This window comes from Denitrobacterium detoxificans, from assembly GCF_015062615.1.
GTDB classification, from domain to species: domain Bacteria; phylum Actinomycetota; class Coriobacteriia; order Coriobacteriales; family Eggerthellaceae; genus Denitrobacterium; species Denitrobacterium detoxificans_A.
This window is the reverse complement of the sequence record NZ_SUUH01000001.1, coordinates 542,609-565,595: the sequence shown is the minus strand read 5'-3', so window position 1 is coordinate 565,595 and position 22,987 is coordinate 542,609. Positions and strand designations below refer to the sequence as shown.

Below are 22,987 nucleotides of genomic sequence, written 5' to 3'. Positions count from 1 at the left end.
ATTACCTGCATAGGAAATGGGCGCCTGTGGGCTTGTGAAAAGCATGGATTACGCCCTCCGCGACCTATTCAATTTGTCCGCATATCATGCTCTATCAGAAGTGAAAATAATATCTATCTGGGTAATCGATAGTAGCACCCTTCGTGCTACCCCCGTTCGGGGGCGCGCGTGCGAAAAATAATACCGTTGATGCGATTCCCCTTCCCGTAACCATGCCGTATAAATCCTTTCGACACTTTTGGGCGCACTGTGCCGTGGTGCGCTTTGAGTGGAAAGAGAAGGTAAGACGAGAAGAAGCAAAGGAAGGGAAAGCATGGATCTAACGAGACGTAGCTTTTTCAAGGCCTCTGCGCTGGCGCTAGCCGGCTCCATGGCCTATGAGCTCTCGTCAGCTTCCGAAGCATTCGCCATGGATGCCGACGATAGCTGGAAACTCGTGAACACCGAGGAATACACCAACATCTGCTGCTATTGCTCTGGCGGCTGCGGTGTCATCTGCTCGGTTCGCGACGGCGAGCTCATCAACATCGAGGGTGACCCCGATCACGTCATCAACGAAGGTGGCCTGTGCCCGAAGGGCGCGACCATGTTCCAGCTCATCAAGGTCGTTGACGACAAGACCGGCGAGATCATCCCGAACCCCAACCGCGTGTACAAGCCGATGGTGCGCCGCCCGTACTCCACGGAGTGGGAAGAGATCACCTGGGAGCAGGCAATCGACGAGATTTGCCGCCACGTGAAGGATACGCGTGACCAGTACTTCATCGAGAAGGATGAAGACGGCAAGACGGTCAACCGTCTGGAGGCCATTGGCCACCTGGGCGGCTCTCAGCAGAATTCCGAGGAAGAATACCTCATCCTGAAGTTCATGCGTTCGCTTGGCCTGGTGGCGGTTGATAACCAGGCTCGAGTTTGACACAGCTCTACGGTTGCCGGTCTGGCACCTTCATTCGGCCGTGGCTCCATGACGAGTCACTGGGAAGACTTTGCTAACGCTGATGTCATCCTCACCTGCGGTTCCAACAACGCAGAGAATCATCCCGTTTCCATGAAATGGGTCAATCGCGCCCTCGATGCTGGCGCGAAGTGGATCGTCGTCGACCCGCGCTACACGCGTTCGGCCGCCCTTTCCGACTTGTACTGCCCCATCCGCTCCGGTACGGACATCGCCTTCTACGGCGGCATGATCAACTACATCCTGGAGCATGACAAGTGGCAGCACGAGTACTGCCTCAACTACACCAACATCTCTTACCTGATCAATCCCGACTTTAGCTTTGACCCCACCACGGGCGAGTTCACGGGCTGGGATGAGTCCTCGAAATCCTACGTCACCACCACGTGGGGCTATCAGACGGATTCCGAGACCGAATGGGACACCTCCGAGACCGGCACCTACAGCTGGGTTTCGAAGGACGGCGTGCCCCACTTCGACACTCCCACGCTGAAGACCCCCAAGAAGGACCCCACGCTGCAGGATCCCAACTGCGTGTACCAGGTGATGAAGGAGCATTACTCCCGCTACACCATCGACACCGTTGCCAGCATCTGCGGCATGGATGCCGAAACGCTCGAGCAGGTCTACGAGCTGTACACCAGCACGGGCGAGCCCGGCAAGGCCGGCACCATCCTGTACGCCATCGGCCAGACGCAGCATCATTACGGCGCCAACAACGCCCGCGCGATGTGCATCGTCCAGCTGCTGCTGGGCAACGTCGGCGTTCCTGGCGGTGGCCTGAACGCCCTGCGTGGCGAGCCGAACGTACAGGGCTGCACGGACATGTGCATCATGCCCGCCGACTTGCCCGGCTACCTGCATTGGCCGGACGCGGACAGCACGCCCACGCTGGCTGACTGGTGCGCTCACGAGACCTACTCCGATGGCTACTACACCAACAAGCCCAAGTTCATGGTGAGCTTCCTGAAGAGCTGGTTCGGCGAGAACGCCACGTTCGACAACGATTACGGCTACGGCTGGCTGCCCAAGGTTCACAAGCCCGGCAACTGGACGAGCATTCGCACCTTCGAGCACATGGCCGAGGGCACGATGAAGGGCTACTTCGCCCTGGGTCAGAACCCGGCTCACTCCGGTGGTAATACCAAGTCCATCCGCCAGAGCCTGGCGAACCTGGACTGGCTGGTGAATGCCGACATCGTCATGACGGAAACCGGCAGCTTCTGGGATGCGCCCGACATGGACGCCACCAAGATTGGCACGGAATGCTACTTCCTGCCCGTTGCCTCCATCGTGGAGAAGCCCGGCACCATCCTGAACTCTGGTCGTCTGCTGCAGTGGCGTCAGAAGGCCATCGAGCCGCAGGGAGATACCAAGACCGACCTGCAGATCATGAACCTGCTGCACAAGAAGATGGTCGAGCTCTACAACGAGGAAGGCGGCGTCTGCCCCGAGCCCATCACGAAAGTCAAGTGGGACTACGAGACCGACGGCGAAGCGGACTTCCGCAAGGTCGCTTGGGAGCTCAACGGCTACAACGTGGCCACCAGCGACTTCGACAAGAACCAGCCCGACCTGCTGTCCGGCTTCGCGAAGCTGGCAGCTGACGGCTCCACCGCCTGCGGCATCTGGATCTACAGCGGCTTCTACAACAACAACGATGCTCCGCTCGACCCGGCTCAGCAGCCTGTGGCACGTCGTGGCCAGGACGACCCCGGCAACATTTACCTGCATCCGAAGTGGGCATTCAGCTGGCCCGCAAACCGCCGCATCATCTACAACCGCGCGTCTGCCGACATGAACGGCCAGCCGTGGAACCCCGATAAGGTGGCCGTGAAGTGGGATAGCGCCAACAACTCCTGGATCACGAACGACGTGCCTGACTTCGCCGCCACCAAGACCGACGCCAGCGGCGCAACGGTTCAGGTCGAGCCGAACAACAAGGCGTTCTTCATGCGCTGGGAGCAGAACGCGTGTCTGTTCAGCAGCGGCATGAAGGACATGCCCTTGCCCGAGTTCTACGAGCCCTACGAGAGCCCCACGGACAACATCCTGAATGGCCGCAACGAGTCCCCGATGATTCAGTTCGCGGAGGACCCGAGCGTCAAGCGCGGCGACCGCAGCGAGTACCCGATCGTTGCCACCACGTACTCCATCACGGAGCACTGGCAGACCGGTGGCCAGACGCATTGCTGCCCCGCGCTGAACGAAGCTCAGCCGAAGCAGTTCTGCGAGATCAGCGAAGAGCTGGCAGCCGAAAAGGGCATCAAGAATGGCGACATGGTCCGCATCTGGAACAACCGTGGCGACATCAAGATGTACGCGATGGTTACCCGTCGTCTGGTTCCACTGCAGGTTAACGGCGAGACCGTGCACGAGATCGGCATGATCCACCACTGGGGCTGGGCCAACACCTTCACGGGTAGCGATTTGACCAACGACCTGACGCCCAACGTCGGTGACCCGAACAGCTTCATTCCGGAATACAAGGCGTTCCTCGTGAACATCGAGAAGGCATAAGGAGGGATACGATAATGAGCGATAAAGCTATTCTGTTCGACTCGTCCAAGTGCACTGGCTGCAAAGGCTGCCAGGTAGCTTGCAAGACGTGGAACAATCTCCCTTCCAGCCTGGAATACAACGCCGGCGAGTTCACCGGTTCGCTGCAGAACCCCATCGACCTGAACGGCACCACGCGCCGCATCGTCACCTACAACGAGGCCGACAACGGCAAGAAGTATGGCGTGAACTGGGCATTTGGTCAGCGCTCCTGCATGCATTGCAGCAACCCCAGCTGCGTTTCCGTATGCCCCAGCGGCTGCCTTTCGGTGGACGAGTCCACCGGCTTCGTCACCGTTGACGAAGACAAGTGCATCGGCTGCCAGTACTGCCGCAGCGCCTGCCCGTTCGACGTACCGCGCCACACGGGCGTGAACGTCGCGGGTGGCGGCATCGTGGTGAACAAGTGCACCGGTTGCGTGGACCGCATCAAGCAGGGCCGTCAGCCCGCTTGCGTGTCCACCTGCCAGCCTGGCGCGCTGCAGTTCGGCGACCGCGACGAGATGCTTGCGATCGCGCACGAGCGCGTCGAGGTGCTCAAGGCCAAGGGCTTCGCGGATGCCCGCGTGTATGGCGAGACCGAAGTGGGTGGCACGCACCAGATCATGGTGCTGAAGTACCCCATCTCGCAGTACGAGCTGCCCGAGAACCCCGAGCGCAACGGCCTGGTCGACGCCCTTGGCTTCATGAAGCCGCTCACGGGCGTGGGCGCCGCCGCTCTCGTTGCCGGCCTGGGCCTGTCGTTCCTCACGGGCGTTGGCTACAAGCGTCACGAGATGCGCTATGACGAGAAGGCTCACGACGTCATCGACGTCGAGACCGGCGAGGTTATCAAGCACATCGACAAGGAAGCTGGTGAGCGATAATGGCAACCAAACGTTACATCAAGCGCCATTCGCTGCAGACGCGCGTCACCCATGGCATCGTCGTGTTCAGCTGCATCTGGCTCATGATCAGTGGCCTGTTCGTGTTCGTTCCCGCGCTTGCCGCGTGGAACCCCGGCCTGGCTCAGGGCATGCGCATCAGCCACCGCGTGGTGGGCTGCATCTTCATCCTGGCTCCCATCGTGAGCGCCATTGCCGCTCCCGGCGGGTTCAAGGAGTTCCTGGCCAAGTACTTCGCCAAGTGGACCAAGGAAGACGTCGAGTTCGTCGTGAAGTTCGTGCCCTACATGCTTGGGCCGAAACGCGTTCACATGCCCGACCAGGACGAAGTAAAGAGCGGCCAGCGCATTGCCGACGGCATGCTCATCCTGGGTGGCATCCTCATGGCCATCTCCGGCGTGGTGCTGTGGCTGGGCACGAGCGTGTTCAACGCCGATGCGGGCACGCTGCAGGTCATGCGCTTCATCCACGACCTGTTCTTCCTGCTGCTCGTGATCTTCGTCGTTGCCCATATCTACCTGGGCGCTGGCGTATTCCAGCCCTATCGCGGTACCATTAAGCTGATGTTCGGCAAGGGCGAAGTCGCCGAGTCCGACGCTCTGTACCACTGGGGCTTCTGGGCCCGCAAGGAAATCGAAGACGGTAAGAACATCGTCGTTCGGGAAGAGAAGTAGTTTATGGATCTGAAGCTTGTTCACGAAGCCGCCATGGCATATGCCAACGATGCCAATGCGGCAGACCGGGCACGGCTTGAGTTCTTCGAAGGGCTCTTCGCGATTCAGCAGGAGCAGGCGGACCTCGTAGCTGCGGAATGCGGCTACGAGGCGCCCGCCGCCGAAGACGCCGGCGCCTGGTACTGGGGAGGCGAGGCCGCTCTGGTCCATGCCCCCATCTCCATCGACGCCGCGTCGTTTTCGGGTTTTGCCGCGAAGGTTGCCGCCTACATGGCCGAGCACGCGGGTTTTGCCGAGCAGGCAGCCGCGGCGCTCGCCGCGTACGACTGGGAAGCGTTCTGCCAGAAGGCCGACCTTTCCCTGGCGGGGCGTGACCCCATGGCGTTCCTGGAGGACTTCCTGGTGCGCATCGACGAGTTCGACGTTCCCGCCGAACTGCCCGCCAATGTTGCGGCGCTCGTCGTTCGCGCTGCGCTGCGTCCCTATCTGCAGGTTGCCCAGGAAGCCGTCATGGCTGCTCTGGGCGACGAGGTGAACCGTCGTGCGGGCGATGCCCCCGTGGCTTGCCCCGTGTGCGGAACGCCCGCCGGTGCCTCCATCGTTCACGATGGTGGCGCGCAGGGCGCCAGCGCCCGCGAGCAGTTCTGCTCGTCGTGCGGCTGCCAGTGGCCCTACGAGCGCATTCGCTGCGGCGTGTGCGGCCAGAAGAACCAGGGTCACCTGCACTACTTCCACATCGAGGGCGATTCGGCCCATCGTCTGCAGAAGTGCGACGATTGCGGCCAGTACGAGCGCGTGGTGTTCCAAAGCGACATCAAGACCGCTCCCTGCATGGATGTGGAAGACGTGGTCATGGCGCGCCTCGATCACGTGGCGCTCGACCCGCGCTTTCGCGTAGAGAAAGAGGCATAGCGTATGCGCATTCTGCATATCACTGCTCAAAAGCCCGATAGCACGGGCAGTGGCGTGTATCTTGCAGAACTCGTTCGCGGGTTCGCTCGCATGGGAGCGGAGCAGGCCGTTGTGGCCGGCATCGCTCCCGGCGAGCGCCCCTCTTTTCCGCAGGGCGTGCTCTTCCGCCCCGTGGTGTTCCAAACCGAAGAGCTTCCGTTCCCCGTGGTGGGTATGAGCGACGTGATGCCGTACGAGGCCACGCGCTACCGCGACCTCACGCCGCTTATGGTCACCCAGTTCAAGGACGCCTTCAACCGGGCGTTCGATGACGTGTTGGAAACCTTCCAGCCCGATTTGGTTATTTGCCATCACCTGTACCTGGCGTGCGCCGTCATGGCGCATCGCGATTGGTCGTGCCCCATTGCGGCCGTGAGCCACAGCACCGACATTCGCCAGATGCGTCAGATTCCGCTCGAGCGCGACTACATCCGCGCGGGCGTGGCGCGCCTCGATCACGTGCTTTCCCTGCACGACGCCCAGGTCAATGAAATCGTCGAGGTCTATGGCATTCCGCGCGAGCGCATCACCGTGGTGGGTACGGGCTACAATGCCCAGGTGTTTTCGCCCGGTAGCGTCGAGCGTCGCTCCGACGGCACGCTGCGCATTGCCTACGTGGGGAAGATCTGGAGGAAGAAGGGCGTATCGCAGCTGCTTAACGCCCTCAACTGCCTCGATAGGAACTGGCTTTCGGAATCCGGCGAATACGACCACGTGGAGGCTCGCTTGGTTGGCGGGTATAGCGATAAGGCGGAATACGATCACATCGTCGCGCAGTCGCATTCCTGCTCGGCCGAGGTCATCTTCGAGGGGAAGGTGTCGCAGGAACGGCTCGTCTCGCTGTACCGTTCGTCCGACGTGTTCGTGCTTCCCTCGTTCTACGAAGGCCTGCCCCTGGTGGTCATCGAGGCGCTCGCCTGCGGTTGCACGGTTGTGGTAACCGATCTTCCGGGCATTCGTCCGTGGCTCCAGGCCTCGCTCCCCGGCGCGCCCGTGCTGTACGTGAAGCCCCCACGCATGGTGGATGTTGACACGCCGTACGAGGGTGACCTTCCCGAATTCGAATACGATCTGGCGGCCGCTCTGGCCCAGGCGGCAGCAATGCCGCATGCCGCATTCGACACCACTGCCGTGTCATGGGATGGGCTGTGCGCTCGCATCCGTGACGTGTTCGCGTAAATTGACTTTCCCCTGGTCCGCTCTGCTGCAATGCGCTATTATGTGCGCAGTTTCTGCCCAGCAGTGCCTTTACTTTAGGAGCGGACATGCAGGCCATAGATGCGTCTCATGATATCAACCAGCAGGAAGACCGTGCGTGCACGAACGTGTATGCCGACGGCTCCCGCACCTCCACATCCACGCTTCTTCAGACCGAAAACGCCGTGCGCGTCTTCGTGAATGGCGAACTCACCATGCGTCTCATGTGTTCGGCCGACCATCTGATCGAACTCGTTCTGGGTCGCATGCGCACGGAGGATATGATCTCCTCGGTCGACGAGGTGGACCAGATCATGGTGTGCGAACACGCAACGCGCGTGCTTGTGTATCTGAAGGACCGCGAGGCCAACGTCAATCACGAGCACGTGGATACCGTTGCCACGTGCTGCACGTTCAACAGCAATCTGAACAGCATGTTCGTGAAGGACGAAGAGCTTGTTCCGCTCGAGCCCATTCCCTGGACGGTCGAGCAGGTGTTTGTTCTTTCGCGCAAGTTCGAGGAAGATACGCCCGCGCATCGCGCCACGTATGGCGCCCATAGCTGCTATCTGGCCCAGGGCGAAGAGATTCTTTATTGCTGCGAAGACCTAGGGCGTCATAACGCGTTCGACAAGGTGGTTGGCTGCGCTATGCGCGACGGGGTAGACCTTACGCAGTGCGTGGTGTTCACCAGCGGCCGCGTACCCACCGACATGGTGGCGAAGGCCATTCGAGCGCATATTCCCATGCTCATTTCGAAAGCCGTTCCCACCGATCTTACGGTTGAGATGGCGTGCGCCTACGACCTTACGCTCATCTGCAGCGCCCATTCCGATTCGTTCCGCGTGTTCAACGACCCCTTGGGCATTGTCTCTGCCGATCGCTCGTAACGAGCGGTTTTTTGAACAAGGGACGGAGGATTGTTCACGTTGCTGTCATGGGGTTCGCCCTTGGCCTGCGTGAACATACCTCCCTTGTTCACGCGTCTAGCGCGTTTCCTCGAGCATGTCCATGAGCTCCTGCTTCGAGCTCACTCCGAGCTTGCGGTAGATGTGCGTGGTGTGCGTCTTCACCGTGCCGGTGGTTACGAACAGGGCGTCGGCAATGTAGGGCAAGCTGCGTCCGCGCGCCAGATAGCGGTATACCTCTGCTTCGCGCTTCGTGAGCCCGTTCGCTTCACAAATGCGCGTCATGCGCTCTTCTAGGGCGTCCTTTGCGTTCGCTTCCTCTTGTGCTGGTTCCGCTGCTGGCACAGCGGGGGTGTTTTCGGGGGCCTCATGTGCGGTCGACGCGAGCGTTTCCGTTTGGGCGATAAGCATGAAGAACAGCAGGAGCATGCTTGCCCCGCAGATGACGGAGAGCGTGGGGATGTCGCCGGGTAGCATTGCGGGCAGCTGCTTTCCCATGAGGTGCCCGCAGAGCACGACGCCCGAAATGAGCGCCTGGCCCACGACGAATGCCAGCAGAGGGGAAAGGCCCTCTTCCTGGACGCTCTGGGTGATGACGACGTATACGATGACCTGCAGGAAGAATGCCGCTCCATTCGTGAACATGCCGCCTACGCCAAAGGCGCTTTCCCCGAACACCAGTATTCCCACAAGGCCCACCGCGGTAAACGACAGCGTAAGGCGGTAGAGACTGGGCACGGAAAGGGTGTCATCGGAGTAGGCAAGCGGCACGAGCGACATGGTGGCGATGAGCGCGCAAATGATGGTGGCCATGCTGAAGAGCGTGGTGGCAAGCTCGTACGATGTTCCCATGAGGAACGAGCTCACCAGGTTGCCTACGAATGAGGCAGCTATCAGGATGGCGATCTGGCGCCAGGGCAGAAGGCGGGTCTCCCACGCGCCTGCACTTACTTCGCCCGGCATTTTCCCTGCCTGCGTTGTGGTGGGGAAGACGTCGAACGTTTGGGCGTGACGGGCACCCGCATCGATCCTCCAGAGCAGCCAGGACCCTATGGGCAGCAGCACGATGATGATGTCGTCGATGGGCGAGGGGATAAGGGGCACGACCAGGTATTCCAAGTATGCGAGCAGGAATGATATAACCACCAGCGGCCGCGTGCGCTTCGTTCCCAGGCTGAATCGAGCGCCCCATGCGCAGCTGAGCAGGGTAACGCTTATACCGTCGATTGCTCCGCAAACGATCATGAGCCCCTGCAGGTTGGCGTTGAGCGCAAGCGATACGCCCACGGAAGAGGCGCAGGTGGCAAGGGCCGCTGCAAGCAGCACGCCCCGGTGCACGCGAATCGTGCGCAAGCGCGAGGCGATGAGGAGCGTTATGGCGAAGAGGACGACTACGCCTTGCGACGCGAAGAAACCATTCTCGAGGCCCACGTTCGTGGACGAATCGAATTGCGAGGGAAACATGGCGGGGCTGAGGTAGCACAGAAAGCCCCAAGCCCACAGGAAAGAGGACCCTACGCCTACGCGTAGCGTCTCTAGCGCGCCTTCCCACTGGGTTGGCGCATGCGTCCCTTTCGATTGCATGTGTTCGAATCCTCCCGCAATGCGATGGGCGCGGCTATGCGTCCGTCGCTTTGTCTTTCGCCCATAGTAGCGCATCGCCATTGCCGACGTTGGGCGAATGCGCTGAATTCACCTGCGAGTTTATGGTTTTCTACCCTTTCGGTAGATGCTTTCGCCCATTCCCTGGGGGCATGATGCGACCAGTGGGCACGGGGAGGTGCCCAACAAAGAACAAGGAGGGAAGAATGAACCAAGAGAACAGCAACGAGCAGGCGGGCGTGAGCCGTCGCGGATTCCTTACGGGCGCTCTGGCAGCGGCTGGCGTAGCCGCCATGGGTATCACGGGATGCTCCAGCCCGAAGGGCGCCAGCGAGAAGGCTGCCGAGACGACGGCCACCGCTGCGTCGGGGGCCATGCAGACCACCGATCCCAGCAAGGCCGTTTGGCCCGTCGTGGAGGAGATCGAGGTAGGTGCTGCGGGCGAAGGTCAGATTGCCTTCGTTTCCGAGACCATCACCGACTTCGTTGCGGAACATGACGTTGACGTTGTGGTGTGCGGCCTGGGCCCCGCTGGCGATGCCGCTGCGCTGGCTTGCGCGGAAGCTGGCCTGAATACGGTTGCCGTGGAAAAGCAGTCCACGGGTAATTACAATTCCGCTACCATCGGCGGCCTGAACACCAAGGTGCATCAGCATTGGGGCATGACGTACGACACCGATGCCTTCCTGGCCGACGCTATGCTCGACTGCGCATTCCAGGGCAACATGACGCTGTACAAGCATTGGATCGAGAAGTGCAGCGAGGCGGTGGATTGGTATATCGGGCATTTCGACAACCAGAATCTCGATGACTACAAGCTCACGTTCGCCGCGGGCGATTTCCCCGACTTCCGCGAGCAGTACGATAAGACCTCGCTGTCTCGTTCGTGGAACACGTCCATCAACCTGCCGTATCCTGCTGGCGAGCTGGCGAGCATCCTTGCCGGTATCTTGGAGAAGGCGGGCGTCCAGATCCGCTACAACACTCCTGCGTGCCAGCTCGTTCAGGATTCTTCGGGCAAGGTTACGGGCGTTATCGTGAAGAGCAGCGATGGGTACGAGAAGTACAACTGCGCCAAGGGCGTGGTGCTCGCAACGGGCGGTTACGAGTTCAATAAGCAGATGCTCAAGGAGCGCTGCCGTCCGCGTAGCGTGCCTGGATCCTGGCTCACCGGCGCGTTCGGCAACACGGGCGACGGCCATCAGATGGGCCTGGCCGTGGGTGCGGCGGAAGATGAGTTCCCGCAGGCCATCATGCTCGACCCCGAGCAGCTCATGCCCTACATGCGCGTGAACAAGCTGGGCAAGCGCTTCACGCCCGAGTACGAGCCCTATGGCCATTTGGCCCTGGCCATTCAGGCGCAGCCCGAGGCATACGACTACTACATCGTGGATAGCGCCTTGGCTACGAAGATCGACAAAATCTGGACGCCCAGCTCTTCTTGCTATGGCCCCAAGGAAGTGTGGGTTGCCGCCGCAACGAGCCCCAACGCCGTGCAGGCTGACACCATCGAGGAGCTGGCGAAGAAGCTCGACGTGCCGGCGGATGCCCTCGTTGCCACGGTGAAGCGTTGGAACGAGATGGCCGCTGCGGGCAAGGACGAGGACTTCAACTTCCCGGGTGACATGATGATGACGCTCGACACGCCTCCGTACTACGCCACCAAGGAATTCGCCGACGGCCTGTGCACGGCGGGTGGCCTGCTGGTGGATACCGAGTGCCGCGTGCTCGACCACGACCGCAACCCCATCGAGGGTCTGTTCGCTGCGGGCCTCACGTCGGGTGGCATGTTCTACAACACCTATCCGCATAATCTGAACTGCTTCTCGCATACGCGCAACTGCCTGATGGGCTACACCATCGGTCAGGTGCTCGGCGCCTAGCGCTTCGCCTTCCATATGCGGCCCGCCCCCTCCCAGGGCTGCATGTCGGGCCCGCTGCTCTGAACTGCACCCCAGTTCACTCTTGCAGCGGGCCCTTTTGCGTGCGTGAATAAGGGGCGCGCGTGCGTGAACAGACCTCCGTCCCTTGTTCACGTCTTTAGCGTGCCGTATCATCGTGCCAACGCCATTCGGGGGTAGGGGAGCATATGGGTTCACAGGGCAGTAAGATGCGTCGTCCGAGCGTTCGTCACGCTGCGTCGGGCGTGAATGCCGGGCGTTCCCTGACCTTGGGGCTTGTGGTGATCGCGGCTTTTCTGGTGCTTGCCGTTGCCGGCATTGCCGTTACGTGCACCCAGCAGCCCAATGACCAGCCCGCAAGCGAGACTGTCACCGATGTTCGCGATGAAAGCGAACCGCTCGAAGGCGACGATGATGATGACGCCGCCGATGAGGACGTCGTCTCCCAGTACCTCTTCGCGCAAGGCCTCGATGCTGCGCATGTTGCGGCCATCATGGGCAACATTCGCCAGGAAAGCGGCTTCGAACCCAACGCCTGCGATGGGAAATACTATGGCTTGTTCATGCTCAGCGGCGATCGCTTCAAGTCCCTGTACGCGTATGCGCAGGCCAAGGGCACAGCATGGAGTGACACGCGTACGCAGATCGAATTTGCCTACGGCGAGTTGTCGGGGAGCGGGGAGGCGGCCGATTACGCTGCCGCCTTGGATATGTACCTTGCGGGATACGACACGGCGTTCGATGCCTTTAAAGCGTACGAGAGCGTAGACGACGCGACCGAGTACTTCGCCCTTGCCTACGAACGGTGCGTAGGGGGCAGCGACTCTAGCTCCATTGCCAGCCAGCTGACCAGCGGCAAGTACACGTCGCTGCAGCAGCTTTCCAAGCGTCAGTCGTTCGCGGAAGACTACTACGAGGGCTTCAACCAAGCCGAATAATGCCCCAGCCTGGGGGTAGGCGTGCGAAGGCACGCTAAAAAGAAGGCGCCCAGCCGAGGAACGCCGGGCGCCTAGGGGGTTATTCGGTTGTTCGCGCTGCTAGAGCAGGTGCTGCATCATGGCCGCTTGCACGTTTACGCTGCGCATGCGCGCGAAGGGGCGCATGGGACCCGTGCCCTGGATACGCGGAATGGGACCCGTTTGGGCCATGTCTGGCTGTTTTGCATTCATGCTGCGATACCCACCCTCGCTTGAGAGATATGGGCACAACGGCTCTTGCTTTAGATTTCCCTTACCCGCAAATACTCGTTTGGACGATAGGAACATGGGAGCCCCTCTCCACGCTGCCAACCCCAACTACCGTACCTACGCCAGCTTGGATTGCTGCTGTTCCTGTTCTATGGCATTGAGCTGATCGATGTAGTCGATCACTTGGGTTCCCAGCGGGGTTACGACGTAGCCGCTGCGCGCGCGGTACTTCTGAATGCACCCAACCGCAACCAATGCCTGCATGAGCGGGTTCAGCTTGCCTTTGCTGACGTGGAAGAGTTCGGCGATCTCTTCCTGGCTCTCGCGGACTCGCTCACCATCCACCGTACCTACCTGTAGTTTGCTTAAGAGCTGAAGCAGGCGATAGGTGTCTGACGTGAGCAAGCCCACGAGGGTGTGTGTTGCGTTTAAGTGCTGCATTTGATTCAGATTATAGTCATTGGTACAAAAAAGTAAACTCATAAAGTACAGAAAAATAGACCAAAGCGAATAGAAGATGTTGCCAACCCGAGAAAATCAGGTGGGTTTGCTGGCCACTTGGCCTTGGCTGGCTAGGTTTATGGGAACGGAAGCGAAACGATGCGCCGGGCGCTCCGCGGCGGCAACTGCATCATCTGGATTACGGTATCGTGGGCTTTTGCGGCTGCTTGTTCGCGTGGTGGTGCGGAATTCTATAATGGCAGGGCATAGCGATTCGCCCCGTATGCGGGCTTGAAAGGATTACATGCATGGATGTCTTGCTGATGATTCTGTATTGCGCGATTGTGCTTGGCATTCTCGTCGTCATACATGAGGGTGGCCATTTCCTGGCTGCGCGCGCATTTGGGGTGCGCGTCACCGAGTTCATGGTTGGCCTGCCTGGCCCACGCGTGGGATTCATGTTCAAGGGCACGCGCTTTGGCGTGACGGCCGTTCCCCTGGGCGGCTACGCCCGCGTTTGCGGCATGGAAGCGGGCGAGGAGAGCCCCCATTTGGCGGGCACGCTTGCCTTCGTGCGCGAGCGTGGCGTCGTGAACATGGAAGACGTAGCCCAAGAGCTGGGCATTTCCGACGACGAGGCGTATCACGCGCTCGACGAGCTTTCGGAATGGGGAACCATTGCGGGCCCTCATGGGCGTGACAAGTACAACACGTATCGTACGTTGTCGTCGAAGGCGGCGTGCGATGGCGGCTCGTACAAGGAAGGCGATCCGCGTCCGGCGCTCGACGACGTGGAGGCATTCCTGAGCGAGGAGCGCAGCAAGCAGTACCGCTCCCTGCCGTTTTGGAAGCGCTGCGTCATTCTGTTGGCGGGCCCGGGTGTGAACTTGCTGTTTGCCCTGCTCGTATTCGTGATCATCTATTCGTTCGTGGGTGTTGACGCCACGAATTCCGCGGGCGAGACCGTGCATATCCAGGTAGATCCACTGCGCGCCATCATGGCGGGGCTTAGCTACATCGGCATGGTTATCATGGCCGTGGGGCAGTTGTTCAACCCCGTAACGGCCGCTCAGACGGTTTCCGATTCCACGAGCGTCGTGGGCATCGCGGTGCTCTCGAAGAGCGCGGCCGATGCGGGCCTGCTTTCGTTCTCCATGTTCACGGCGATGATTTCCGTGTCGCTGGGGATCATGAACATGCTGCCCATTCCGCCTTTGGACGGCGGGCGCTTCGTGGTGGAAATCTACCAGCGCATTCGACGTCGCAACGTGGGGCAAACTGCCATCAATCGACTGAGCATGGTGGGCATGGCCCTGTTCATGCTGCTGTTCGTGGTCATGCTCAATCAGGATATTCAACGGTTCGTATTGGGAAATTGGGGGTAATCGGTGAAACCTTGTCAGCAAACACGCCAAGTGATGGTCGGGTTGGTGCCCGTGGGCGGTGGTGCTCCGTGCGCCGTGCAGTCTATGGCATGCATGCCCGCTGACGACGTGCAGGCCAACCTCGACCAGATCCAGCGTCTGGCCGATGCGGGTTGCGAAATCGTGCGCGTTGCCATTCCGCGTCGCAATTGCCTCGACGCGTTCCAGCGAATCTGCGAGGAGTCCCCGTTGCCCGTGGTGGCCGACGTTCACTTCGATGCGCAGATTGCCATCGAGGCGGCTCGCAGGGGAGCGGCGAAGCTGCGCATCAACCCCGGCAACATTGGCGGCTTGGCGAAGACCGATGCCGTCATCGATGCCGCAGGCGAGGCGGGCATTCCCATTCGCGTGGGCGTGAACGCTGGCTCGCTCGACGACGCCCTTGCCGCGCGAGACGACCTTACGCTGCCCGAAAAGCTCGTGGAGAGCGCCGCGGGGTACGTGGAGTACTTCGAGGGCAGGGGCTTTACCGATTTGGTGGTCTCGGCGAAGGCCAGCGACGTGCCCACCACGGTGGCCGCGTATCGCCTGCTTTCCAAGCGTCTGCCCCAGGTGCCGCTGCACATTGGCGTCACCGAAGCGGGCACGCTCTTCCAGGGTTTGGTGAAATCCGCTTCTGGCCTGGGCATCCTTCTGGAAGAGGGCATTGGCGACACCATGCGCATCTCGCTTACCGACGATCCGGTGCAGGAAATTCATGCCTGCTGGTCGCTGCTCTCGGCTCTGGGCTTGCGTCGTCGCAGCCCCGAATTGGTGAGCTGCCCCACGTGCGGTCGCTGCCAGGTAGACCTCATTGGCCTGGCCAGGGAAGTCGACGAGCGTCTGCGCAATGTGGCGAATCCCATCAAGGTGGCTGTTATGGGCTGCGTCGTGAACGGTCCCGGCGAGGCGGCTGACGCCGATATCGGCGTGGCATGCGGGGCGGGGCAGGGCATCATCTTCAAAGGTGGAAGCACCTTGCGCAAGGTTCCCGAAGACCAGATCGTCGAGGCGCTCATGGCCGAAATTGCCAAGCTTCCGCAGAAGTAGACGCTTGTCGGGCTCTCACGTTCGCTCATTCGTTGAAAATACTAGGAGCGCCGTGTGTTTGCGCTAATATAGGCGCGTTGTAGACAGATAGGATTCCAGATGACTCAGATTATGCGCATGAGCGCGCTGTATGCGCCCACGCTTAAAGAAGTTCCCAACGATGCCGACATCGTCAGCCACCAGCTGCTGCTTCGTGCTGGCATGATGCGCAAGAGCGCAACGGGCCTCTATAGCTTCCTGCCGCTGGGCTGGCGCGTCATCAAGAAGATCGAGAACATCGTGCGCCAGGAAATGGACGCTATTGATGCTCAGGAAATCATGATGCCCGAACTGCAGCCTTCTGAGCTGTGGCATGAGAGCGGCCGCTGGGACGACTACGGCCCCGAACTCATGCGCATGGAAGACCGCCACGGCCATGGCCTGTGCCTGGGCCCCACGCACGAGGAGCTCATTACCGACCTGGTGCGCAACGAGCTGAAGTCCTATAAGCAGCTTCCCCTTACGCTGTACCAGATCCAGTCGAAGTTCCGCGACGAGATTCGCCCGCGCTTCGGCCTCATGCGTAGCCGCGAGTTCATCATGAAGGATGCGTACAGCTTCCATGCAAGCCAGGAATCGCTGCAGCAGACGTACGACGACATGAGCGATGCCTACGCCCGTATCTGCGAGCGCCTGGGCCTGGACTTCCGCCCCGTGCAGGCCGACTCGGGCCAGATTGGCGGTAGCGTGACGTGCGAATACCATGCTCTGGCCGACGCTGGCGAAGCCGAGCTTGCCAGCTGCACGTGCGGTTGGGCTGCGAATAGCGAAGTGGCTGCGTGCCTGCCGCATCCTACGGAATATGCGGAAACCGAACTGAAGAAGATCGAAACGCCGGGTGTGCATACCATTGCCGAGCTCGCTGCGTTCCTGAACTGCCCTGAAAGCTCTACCGTGAAGGCCATGGTGGGCAAGGACGCCGAGGGCAACCCCATTGCCCTGTTCGTGCCGGGCGACCACGAGCTGAACGAGCTCAAGGCCGAGCGTACCATCGATGGCTTTGCGCTTATGTCCGACGAGGAACTCGAGGCAACTGGCCTGCCCAAGGGTTCCATCGGCTGCGTGGGTCTGCCCCAGGGCGTGCGCATCGTTGCCGATAGCAGCCTGCAGGGTATTGCCCATTGGGTGGTTGGCGCCAACGAAGACGGCTTCCACTATGTGGGTGCCGAGCAAGGTCGCGATTTCACCGTGGACGTATGGGCCGACCTGTGCACGGTGCGCGAGGGCGATACCTGCCCCGAGTGCGGCAAGCCGGTGAGCATGTGCCGCGGCATCGAAGTGGGCCAGGTGTTCCAGCTGGGCACGAAGTACAGCCAGAACATGGGTGCCACCTACCTCGACGAAAACGGCAAGGAACAGCCGTTCATCATGGGCTGCTATGGCGTAGGCGTCTCTCGCTGCATGGCTGCCATCGTGGAACAGCATAGCGACGAATACGGCATTGCCTGGCCCGCAAGCGTTGCTCCGGCGCACGTATGCGTGCTGCCCTTGGTAGTGGGTGACGACGTGGTGCAGCCGGTGGCCGAGCGCGTTGCGCGCGAGCTGGCCGAGCTGGGCGTGGAAGTGGTCCTGGACGACCGCAAGGAACGCCCCGGTGTGAAGTTCGCCGAAGCCGACCTCATGGGTTGGCCGCTGCAGATCGTGGTGGGCAAGCGTGGCGTTGCCAACCAGGAGCTGGAGCTGAAGGTTCGCTCCACGGGCGAGAAGTCCACCATCTCCTTCGACGAGTACGCCGAGGCCCTGGCATTCGCCAAGCGCGCTAGCAAGCCCATCGCGTCGTTTTTGGAGCAGGCTGCCAACGTAAGGATGGAAGCGGCCGTTACCGCGGTTCGCTCCCATACGAAGTAGATGACGTTTTCCAGCTTGGGCGCTGCCTACGGCGCATATAAGGATTCGCAGGAGCATCCCACCCCCGAGCTTCTGGCTCCGGCGGGCGGATGGGAACAGCTTGCCTATGCCATTCGCTTCGGCGCCGATGCCGTGTACCTGGCTACCGACAAGTTCGGCCTGCGCAAGCGTGCGACCAATTTCAGTCTGGAGGATTTGCCGCAGGTCGTGGGGTATGCCCACGACCATGGCGTGCATGTGCACGTTACGGTGAACGCCCAGATGCATCGCGCCGACTTCGACGATTTGCCTCGCTATCTGCGGGCCATCGACGAAGCGGGCGCCGATGCGGTGCTGGTAAGCGATTTGGGTGCGCTTCGCATGGCGCGCCAGTATGCCCCGCATGTGCAGATTCACGTGAGCACCCAGGCAAGCGTCTCGAACGCCCAGTCGGCTCTGGTGTGGCACGAGCTGGGCGCGTCGCGCATCGTGTGCGCCCGCGAGATGAGCATGGAAGACATTGCCGCCATGCGCGAGGAGCTTCCGCGCGAGCTGGAACTGGAAGTGTTCGTGCATGGCGCCATGTGCATGGCCATTTCCGGCCGCTGCCTCATTAGCGACTACCTTACCGGTCGCAGTGCCACCGATGGCAATTGCACGCAGCCGTGCCGCTGGAAGTATTCCCTGGTGGAAGAGAAGCGCCCGGGCGAGTTCTTTCCCGTGGAGGAAGACGAGCGCGGTAGCTACATGCTGAATGCCAAGGACATGAACATGCTTGCCCATCTGGACGAGCTGCGTCGCATTGGGGTCGACTCGGTGAAGATCGAGGGTCGCAACAAGCGCGCGTTCTACGTTGCCACGGTGGTGAACGCCTATCGTCAGGTGCTCGACGGCGCCGACCCTGCGGCGTTTGCAGGCGAGCTGGAAACCGTGTCGCATCGTCCGTATGGCACGGGCTTCTACTTTGGCCCTGCGCATCAGACGCCCGAGAGCGATGCGTACATCCGCCCGTATGATTGGGCGTTTGACGTGCTTGAATGCGAACCAAAGGGTGACGTGTGGCGCGTGGTGGGCCTGTGCCGCAATCGCTTCTGGGAGGGCAGCGAGCTCGAGGTGCTTGCCCCGCACGAGCCGGTGCGCACGTGCCTGGCGTTGAACGTGTGCCATATGCCCTACGAAGAAGTCGTCATCGACGAGCGCGAGCGTCCGCAGTGGCAGCCGAGCTCCCCGCAGCCACTCGAGATGCCCGTGAACTGCGCGAATCGCACTATGGAGCTTTATGCGTTCGATATTCCGTTCCCCGTGGAGCGTCATACCATCTTCCGCATTCAGCGGGCAAGTCGTACCACCAAGTAGCTTTTGCGCAACTATTCGTTTCATTTGCTGCCCGCCTTGCTGCATGTCGCAAATGAATGCGCTCAATTGCGGTATCATTTCCCTATATTCGTCCAGGGAGAAAGGGCTGTTGTATGGGAAAGCGTGCCGAGGAAGCGTTGGATATTGCCACGATTGATGACCTGAAGACGTACCTTCGTGTGAGTCACGCGGCGTATATGCAGGTAGGGGTGTATACGTACTACCTTACCGATGTCAATTCGCATGCATGGCGCGTGCAAGACACCAACGAGCTGAACGAGAAGGCGCATTACGTCGATTGTTCCGATTTGGTTCCCACGATCGACGAGTTCCTGCACGTTCCCTTTACCGATGAGGGTGAAAGCATCGAAGACCTGTTTGCCGATGCTACGTTCTTCGCGAGCGAAGGCTCGGTCAAGGATTTCGACTAGCGGCCACCTGCCAGGCCGGAGCGCGCGGGCGCCCCAGGCGAAGCTGACGCAAATCATGAAGATGAGCAGGCGCGTGGGGCCTTTCCGCTGCCGTATGCGCATACAAGATGGGCCGGACGGTTTCGACCGCCCGGCCCATCGCCTTTTCCAGGTGGGGAAGAATGCTATTCCTCAGATGCAGGCTGCATGTTCTTCTTGAATTCGTCCCAGGTGGCCACCTTGGTCTTCTTGATATCCTTCAGCGCGGCGTCCCAGCGCTTGGCGTTTTCCGCGGCGGGGAGCGTTGCCTTGAACGCGTGCGTCATGAGCGGCTTTTCGGGTTTGCGCAGGCCCGGGATGACTACGAGCAAGGGAATCATGGGATATTCCTTGCGGCTGCAGTACGCGCATAGGATGTAGAGGTCCTCGTTGTTGGCGCGCTTCCAGCTTGCGTCGCCCAACAGCTTAGCGAGCTCGCTTTCCTCGATGATCATATCGTGTGCGGCTTCGCCCTTGTGCTCGCGCGCCCAATCGATGAGTGTGTTTGCAATCAGTTTCTGGCGGTCTGTCAGTGTTTCCATGAAAGCCCCTTTCGATTGATGCTTTCATGATAGCGCAACCATTGTGCAACGACGCGTAGGTTGTTGTGGGCATAGTGCTATAGTTGCCCTCGAATTTCGATTTAGCTAGGAGGCATAATGCTTCAAACCAACGATGAGTTGCATGGTTTTCGCGTTGAACGCGTTGAACCGCTTGCCGAAATCGATGGCGATGCCATTGTCATGCGACATGCGAAAAGCGGCGCTCGGCTGCTGTATTTGAAGAACGACGATACGAACAAGGCGTTTTCAATAGCGTTTGGCACGTCACCTGTCGACGATACCGGCGTGTTCCACATTCTGGAGCATTCAGTGCTCTGTGGTTCCGATCGCTTTCCCGTGAAGGAGCCGTTCGTAAACTTGCTGCGCACGAGCATGCAGACGTTTCTGAACGCCCTTACATTCCCCGATAAGACGATGTATCCCGTGGCTAGCACGAACGAGCAGGACCTGCTCAACCTCATGGACGTGTACCTCGATGCGGTGCTGCATCCGGCCATCTACTCCGACGGGGCTATCTTCGAGCAAGAGGGCTGGCATTACGAGCTGGAGCCGCAAGAGGATGGCACCGAGCGGCTGGCGTATAACGGCGTGGTGTTCAACGAGATGAAGGGTGCCCTTTCCGACCCGGAAAGCGTGCTGTATCACGCTGTCAACCGGGCGCTCTTCCCGGGCACGTGCTACGAGTTCGAAAGCGGTGGTACGCCACGCGCCATTCCCCAGCTTACGTACGAGCAGTTCCTGGATACGCATGCGCGCCACTATCGCCTGGACAATTCGTACATCGTGCTCTATGGCGATGTCGATATCGACCGCATGTTGGGCTTCTTGGACGAGCGCTATCTGGACTGCTGCGAGCCGCGCACGCAGCAGTCACCCAACCCGCGTGGGCATGCCAACCCGCGCGTTTCGCTCGACAACGTGGTGAAGATGACGACGTCGCCCGATAACGCCTGCGTGGGCCTTGCCTACGTGGTGGGGGAGTCGCATGATTTCGAGCGCGTGCTGGCCTGCGACATCCTGCTAGATGCTTTGATGGGTGGCAACGAATCGCCCATTAAGCGTGCGGTGCTCGACGCTGGCCTGGGCGGCGACGCCACGGGCTATCTGCTGGACGCCCAGGCGCAACCAGGTGCCATGTTCGTCCTGCGCAATGCGAAGCCGCAGGTGGCGCGGAAGTTCATGGAGGTCATCGAGACCGAGGCAAAGCGTCTGGTGGAAGAGGGCATCCCGCGCGATGTGCTGCAAGCTTCCCTTGCCCAGATGGCGTTTTCGCTGCGCGAGCGCGACCGTGGCATGGCCGATGGCGTGGCGCTTGCCATGAGTGCCCTTTCCGGTTGGCTGTACAGCGACGATGACGTTACGACGTACTTGCATTATGAAGAGCCGCTGGCGCACATGCGCGAGGGTTTGGCGGGCCGCTACTTCGAGGATCTGCTGGAAAGCCTGGTGCTACGTAACGATCACAAGGCGCTTGTGGATCTGCAGGCCACGTCCGAAGAGGGCGCTGCTTCCGAGGAGGCCAAGGAGCTTGCCGAGCGCGAGCGGGCTATGGGCGAGGAAGACCGAGCACAGGTGCATGCCGATGTCGAGGCGCTGCGTGCCCGTCAGGAAGCTCCCGATTCCCCCGAGGCGCTCTCCACGCTGCCGCAGCTGCATGTGAGCGACATTGGGCCCGCGGTTCCCGATCCGGAAACGGTACGGTGCGATGATTTGCCGCTGCCGTATCTGTATCACGACATTCCCACGCGCGGCATCAATTATCTGTACGCCTACTTCGGCATGAATGGCCTTACCTGGGAAGACATTCCTTACGCTGAGGTCATGGCGCAGCTGCTGGGCGTGTTGGGCACTGATACACGCTCTGCCGCCCAGGTGGATGTGTGGACGCGCGAGCATTTGGGCTCGCTTCGCTTCTTCGCTGAAGTGCACGTGAACAGCAAGGACCCCGAGGATATCACCCCGCGGTTCGTCGTTTCCACGAGCGCCCTTTCCGAGGAGCTCGATTCTCTTGCGTCCATTCCGCGCGAAGTGTGGGAGCGCACCGATTTCAACGACAAGGCACGCGTGCGCGATGCGCTCGTGCAGAAGCGCATCGACATGGAACAGTCGTTCATGGGCATGGGCCATACCAAGGCCGCCTCGCGCATTTCCTCGTACCTGTTCACGTCGGGTGTGCTCGATGAGCAGCTTCATGGCGTCGACTTCTATCTGTTCCTGAAAGATCTGCTCGACCACTTCGACGAGCGTTTTGATGAGCTGGTAGCTCGCCTGAATGACGTACGCGAGCGCGTCTTCACGCAGGCAAATTGCACGATTAGCTTCACGGGCACGCCGCAAGAGCTTGAGGCGTTTGCTAACGCCGCGGGTACGCTTGGCCTGCCGGTAGGCTCTCAGGAATCCATGCTGCAGATTCCTGCGCCCCAGGTGCGCCGCGAGGCATTTATCACGCCAGGCGATGTGGTGTACGTGGCCAAGGGCGCCAATTTGCGCGAGGCCGCTCCGTATGGCGGCGCCTGGTCGGTGCTCTCGAATGCGCTTTCGTTTGACTACCTGTGGAACGAGGTGCGCGTGAAGGGCGGCGCGTATGGTTGTGGGTTCCGTCGCATGCCCATTGGCTATGCACGATTCCATTCGTTCCGCGACCCACGTATCGACGAGACGCTCGAGCGCTACGATGCGGCTGCCGATTGGCTTGCCGAGTTCGACCCGTCTCCCGACGAGATGGAAGGCTACATCGTGAGCACCGTTGCGGCGCACGACGCTCCCACGAAGCCCCGCATGGTGGCGCGTCGTGGCGATGCGAGCGTATTTGCCCATCGTGCCCCCGATTTTCGCGAGCAAATGCGTGCGGAAAAGCTTGCCGTTACGCCCGAAGTGCTTCGCGGCTATGCTAATGCGCTGCGTGTGTTGGCGGATTCCTCTGCCATCTGCGTTTTTGGCAGTGCCGATATTATCGACAAGGCGAAGACGAAGTTCGATCGGTGCATCGAGCTCATGTAGGGGAGTGGGCTATAGCCCGTTAGATGGTCTCGTATGCAAGG

The 22,987-nt window shown here is 60.6% G+C and carries 18 protein-coding genes; 14 read left to right on the top strand and 4 right to left on the bottom strand.

Annotated features, from left to right (window positions below; translation table 11 throughout):
* The first annotated feature begins 313 nt into the window (after positions 1 to 313).
* The 6 genes from E7002_RS02400 (at position 314) to fdhD (ending at position 8,110) form a co-directional block, all read left to right on the top strand.
* On the top strand, positions 314 to 3,475 hold the full coding sequence (locus E7002_RS02400) for a molybdopterin-dependent oxidoreductase (RefSeq protein ID WP_369692486.1): 3,162 nt from the start codon (positions 314 to 316) through the stop codon (positions 3,473 to 3,475).
* 14 nt (positions 3,476 to 3,489) lie between these two features.
* Positions 3,490 to 4,380 carry a 4Fe-4S dicluster domain-containing protein gene (locus E7002_RS02395; protein ID WP_303727321.1) on the top strand — a complete coding sequence of 297 codons (891 nt, stop codon included), beginning with the start codon at positions 3,490 to 3,492 and terminating at the stop codon, positions 4,378 to 4,380.
* Positions 4,380 to 5,072 carry a formate dehydrogenase subunit gamma gene (locus tag E7002_RS02390; protein ID WP_303727320.1) on the top strand — a complete coding sequence of 231 codons (693 nt, stop codon included), beginning with the start codon at positions 4,380 to 4,382 and terminating at the stop codon, positions 5,070 to 5,072. The genes E7002_RS02395 and E7002_RS02390 overlap by 1 nt, the downstream gene beginning before the upstream one ends.
* 3 nt (positions 5,073 to 5,075) lie before the next feature.
* Positions 5,076 to 5,984 carry a formate dehydrogenase accessory protein FdhE gene (locus E7002_RS02385; protein WP_303727319.1) on the top strand — a complete coding sequence of 303 codons (909 nt, stop codon included), beginning with the start codon at positions 5,076 to 5,078 and terminating at the stop codon, positions 5,982 to 5,984.
* A gap of 3 nt (positions 5,985 to 5,987) precedes the next feature.
* Positions 5,988 to 7,202, top strand: a complete 1,215-nt coding sequence (locus tag E7002_RS02380; protein WP_303727318.1) for a glycosyltransferase family 4 protein — start codon at positions 5,988 to 5,990, stop codon at positions 7,200 to 7,202.
* 86 nt (positions 7,203 to 7,288) lie between these two features.
* A complete protein-coding gene (fdhD, locus tag E7002_RS02375) occupies positions 7,289 to 8,110 on the top strand; it encodes a formate dehydrogenase accessory sulfurtransferase FdhD (protein WP_303727317.1) in 822 nt (273 codons plus the stop codon).
* 96 nt (positions 8,111 to 8,206) lie between these two features.
* Here fdhD and E7002_RS02370 read toward each other — a convergent pair whose 3' ends face one another.
* On the bottom strand, positions 8,207 to 9,712 hold the full coding sequence (locus E7002_RS02370) for a LuxR C-terminal-related transcriptional regulator (RefSeq protein WP_303727316.1): 1,506 nt from the start codon (positions 9,710 to 9,712) through the stop codon (positions 8,207 to 8,209).
* A 224-nt stretch (positions 9,713 to 9,936) separates the two neighbouring features.
* Here E7002_RS02370 and E7002_RS02365 point away from each other — a divergent pair, with 224 nt between their 5' ends.
* Both E7002_RS02365 and E7002_RS02360 read left to right on the top strand, forming a co-directional pair.
* Positions 9,937 to 11,613 carry an FAD-binding protein gene (locus E7002_RS02365; protein WP_303727315.1) on the top strand — a complete coding sequence of 559 codons (1,677 nt, stop codon included), beginning with the start codon at positions 9,937 to 9,939 and terminating at the stop codon, positions 11,611 to 11,613.
* A gap of 206 nt (positions 11,614 to 11,819) precedes the next feature.
* Positions 11,820 to 12,569, top strand: coding sequence for a phage tail tip lysozyme (locus E7002_RS02360; protein ID WP_303727314.1), 750 nt, complete (start codon positions 11,820 to 11,822; stop codon positions 12,567 to 12,569).
* A gap of 99 nt (positions 12,570 to 12,668) precedes the next feature.
* On the opposite strand, the gene E7002_RS02355 is transcribed toward E7002_RS02360, so the two are convergent.
* A complete protein-coding gene (locus tag E7002_RS02355; RefSeq protein WP_256210007.1) occupies positions 12,669 to 12,800 on the bottom strand; it encodes a hypothetical protein in 132 nt (43 codons plus the stop codon).
* Between the two features lie 135 nt (positions 12,801 to 12,935).
* Complete coding sequence (locus E7002_RS02350) at positions 12,936 to 13,163, bottom strand: hypothetical protein (RefSeq protein ID WP_303727313.1); 228 nt, start codon at positions 13,161 to 13,163, stop codon at positions 12,936 to 12,938.
* Positions 13,164 to 13,567: 404 nt separating this feature from the next.
* On the opposite strand from E7002_RS02350, the gene E7002_RS02345 reads away from it, so the two are divergent.
* From E7002_RS02345 to E7002_RS02325, 5 genes are all read left to right on the top strand, one after another.
* Positions 13,568 to 14,644, top strand: a complete 1,077-nt coding sequence (locus tag E7002_RS02345) for a site-2 protease family protein (RefSeq protein ID WP_303727312.1) — start codon at positions 13,568 to 13,570, stop codon at positions 14,642 to 14,644.
* A gap of 3 nt (positions 14,645 to 14,647) precedes the next feature.
* The gene (gene ispG / locus E7002_RS02340; protein WP_303727311.1) at positions 14,648 to 15,712 is read left to right on the top strand and encodes a flavodoxin-dependent (E)-4-hydroxy-3-methylbut-2-enyl-diphosphate synthase; all 1,065 of its coding nucleotides are present in this window, start codon (positions 14,648 to 14,650) and stop codon (positions 15,710 to 15,712) included.
* Positions 15,713 to 15,811: 99 nt separating this feature from the next.
* Positions 15,812 to 17,599, top strand: a complete 1,788-nt coding sequence (locus tag E7002_RS02335) for a proline--tRNA ligase (RefSeq protein ID WP_303727310.1) — start codon at positions 15,812 to 15,814, stop codon at positions 17,597 to 17,599.
* Positions 17,600 to 18,934 carry a peptidase U32 family protein gene (locus E7002_RS02330; RefSeq protein WP_303727309.1) on the top strand — a complete coding sequence of 445 codons (1,335 nt, stop codon included), beginning with the start codon at positions 17,600 to 17,602 and terminating at the stop codon, positions 18,932 to 18,934.
* Between the two features lie 113 nt (positions 18,935 to 19,047).
* Positions 19,048 to 19,365: a CDP-alcohol phosphatidyltransferase gene (locus tag E7002_RS02325; protein WP_303727308.1), complete on the top strand. Its 318-nt coding sequence runs from the start codon at positions 19,048 to 19,050 to the stop codon at positions 19,363 to 19,365.
* A 164-nt stretch (positions 19,366 to 19,529) separates the two neighbouring features.
* On the opposite strand, the gene E7002_RS02320 is transcribed toward E7002_RS02325, so the two are convergent.
* Positions 19,530 to 19,925 (bottom strand): hypothetical protein, encoded by a 396-nt coding sequence (locus tag E7002_RS02320; RefSeq protein WP_303727307.1) that lies wholly within the window; start codon positions 19,923 to 19,925, stop codon positions 19,530 to 19,532.
* 117 nt (positions 19,926 to 20,042) lie between these two features.
* Here E7002_RS02320 and E7002_RS02315 point away from each other — a divergent pair, with 117 nt between their 5' ends.
* Positions 20,043 to 22,946 (top strand): insulinase family protein, encoded by a 2,904-nt coding sequence (locus tag E7002_RS02315; protein ID WP_303727306.1) that lies wholly within the window; start codon positions 20,043 to 20,045, stop codon positions 22,944 to 22,946.
* The last annotated feature ends 41 nt before the right edge of the window (positions 22,947 to 22,987 follow it).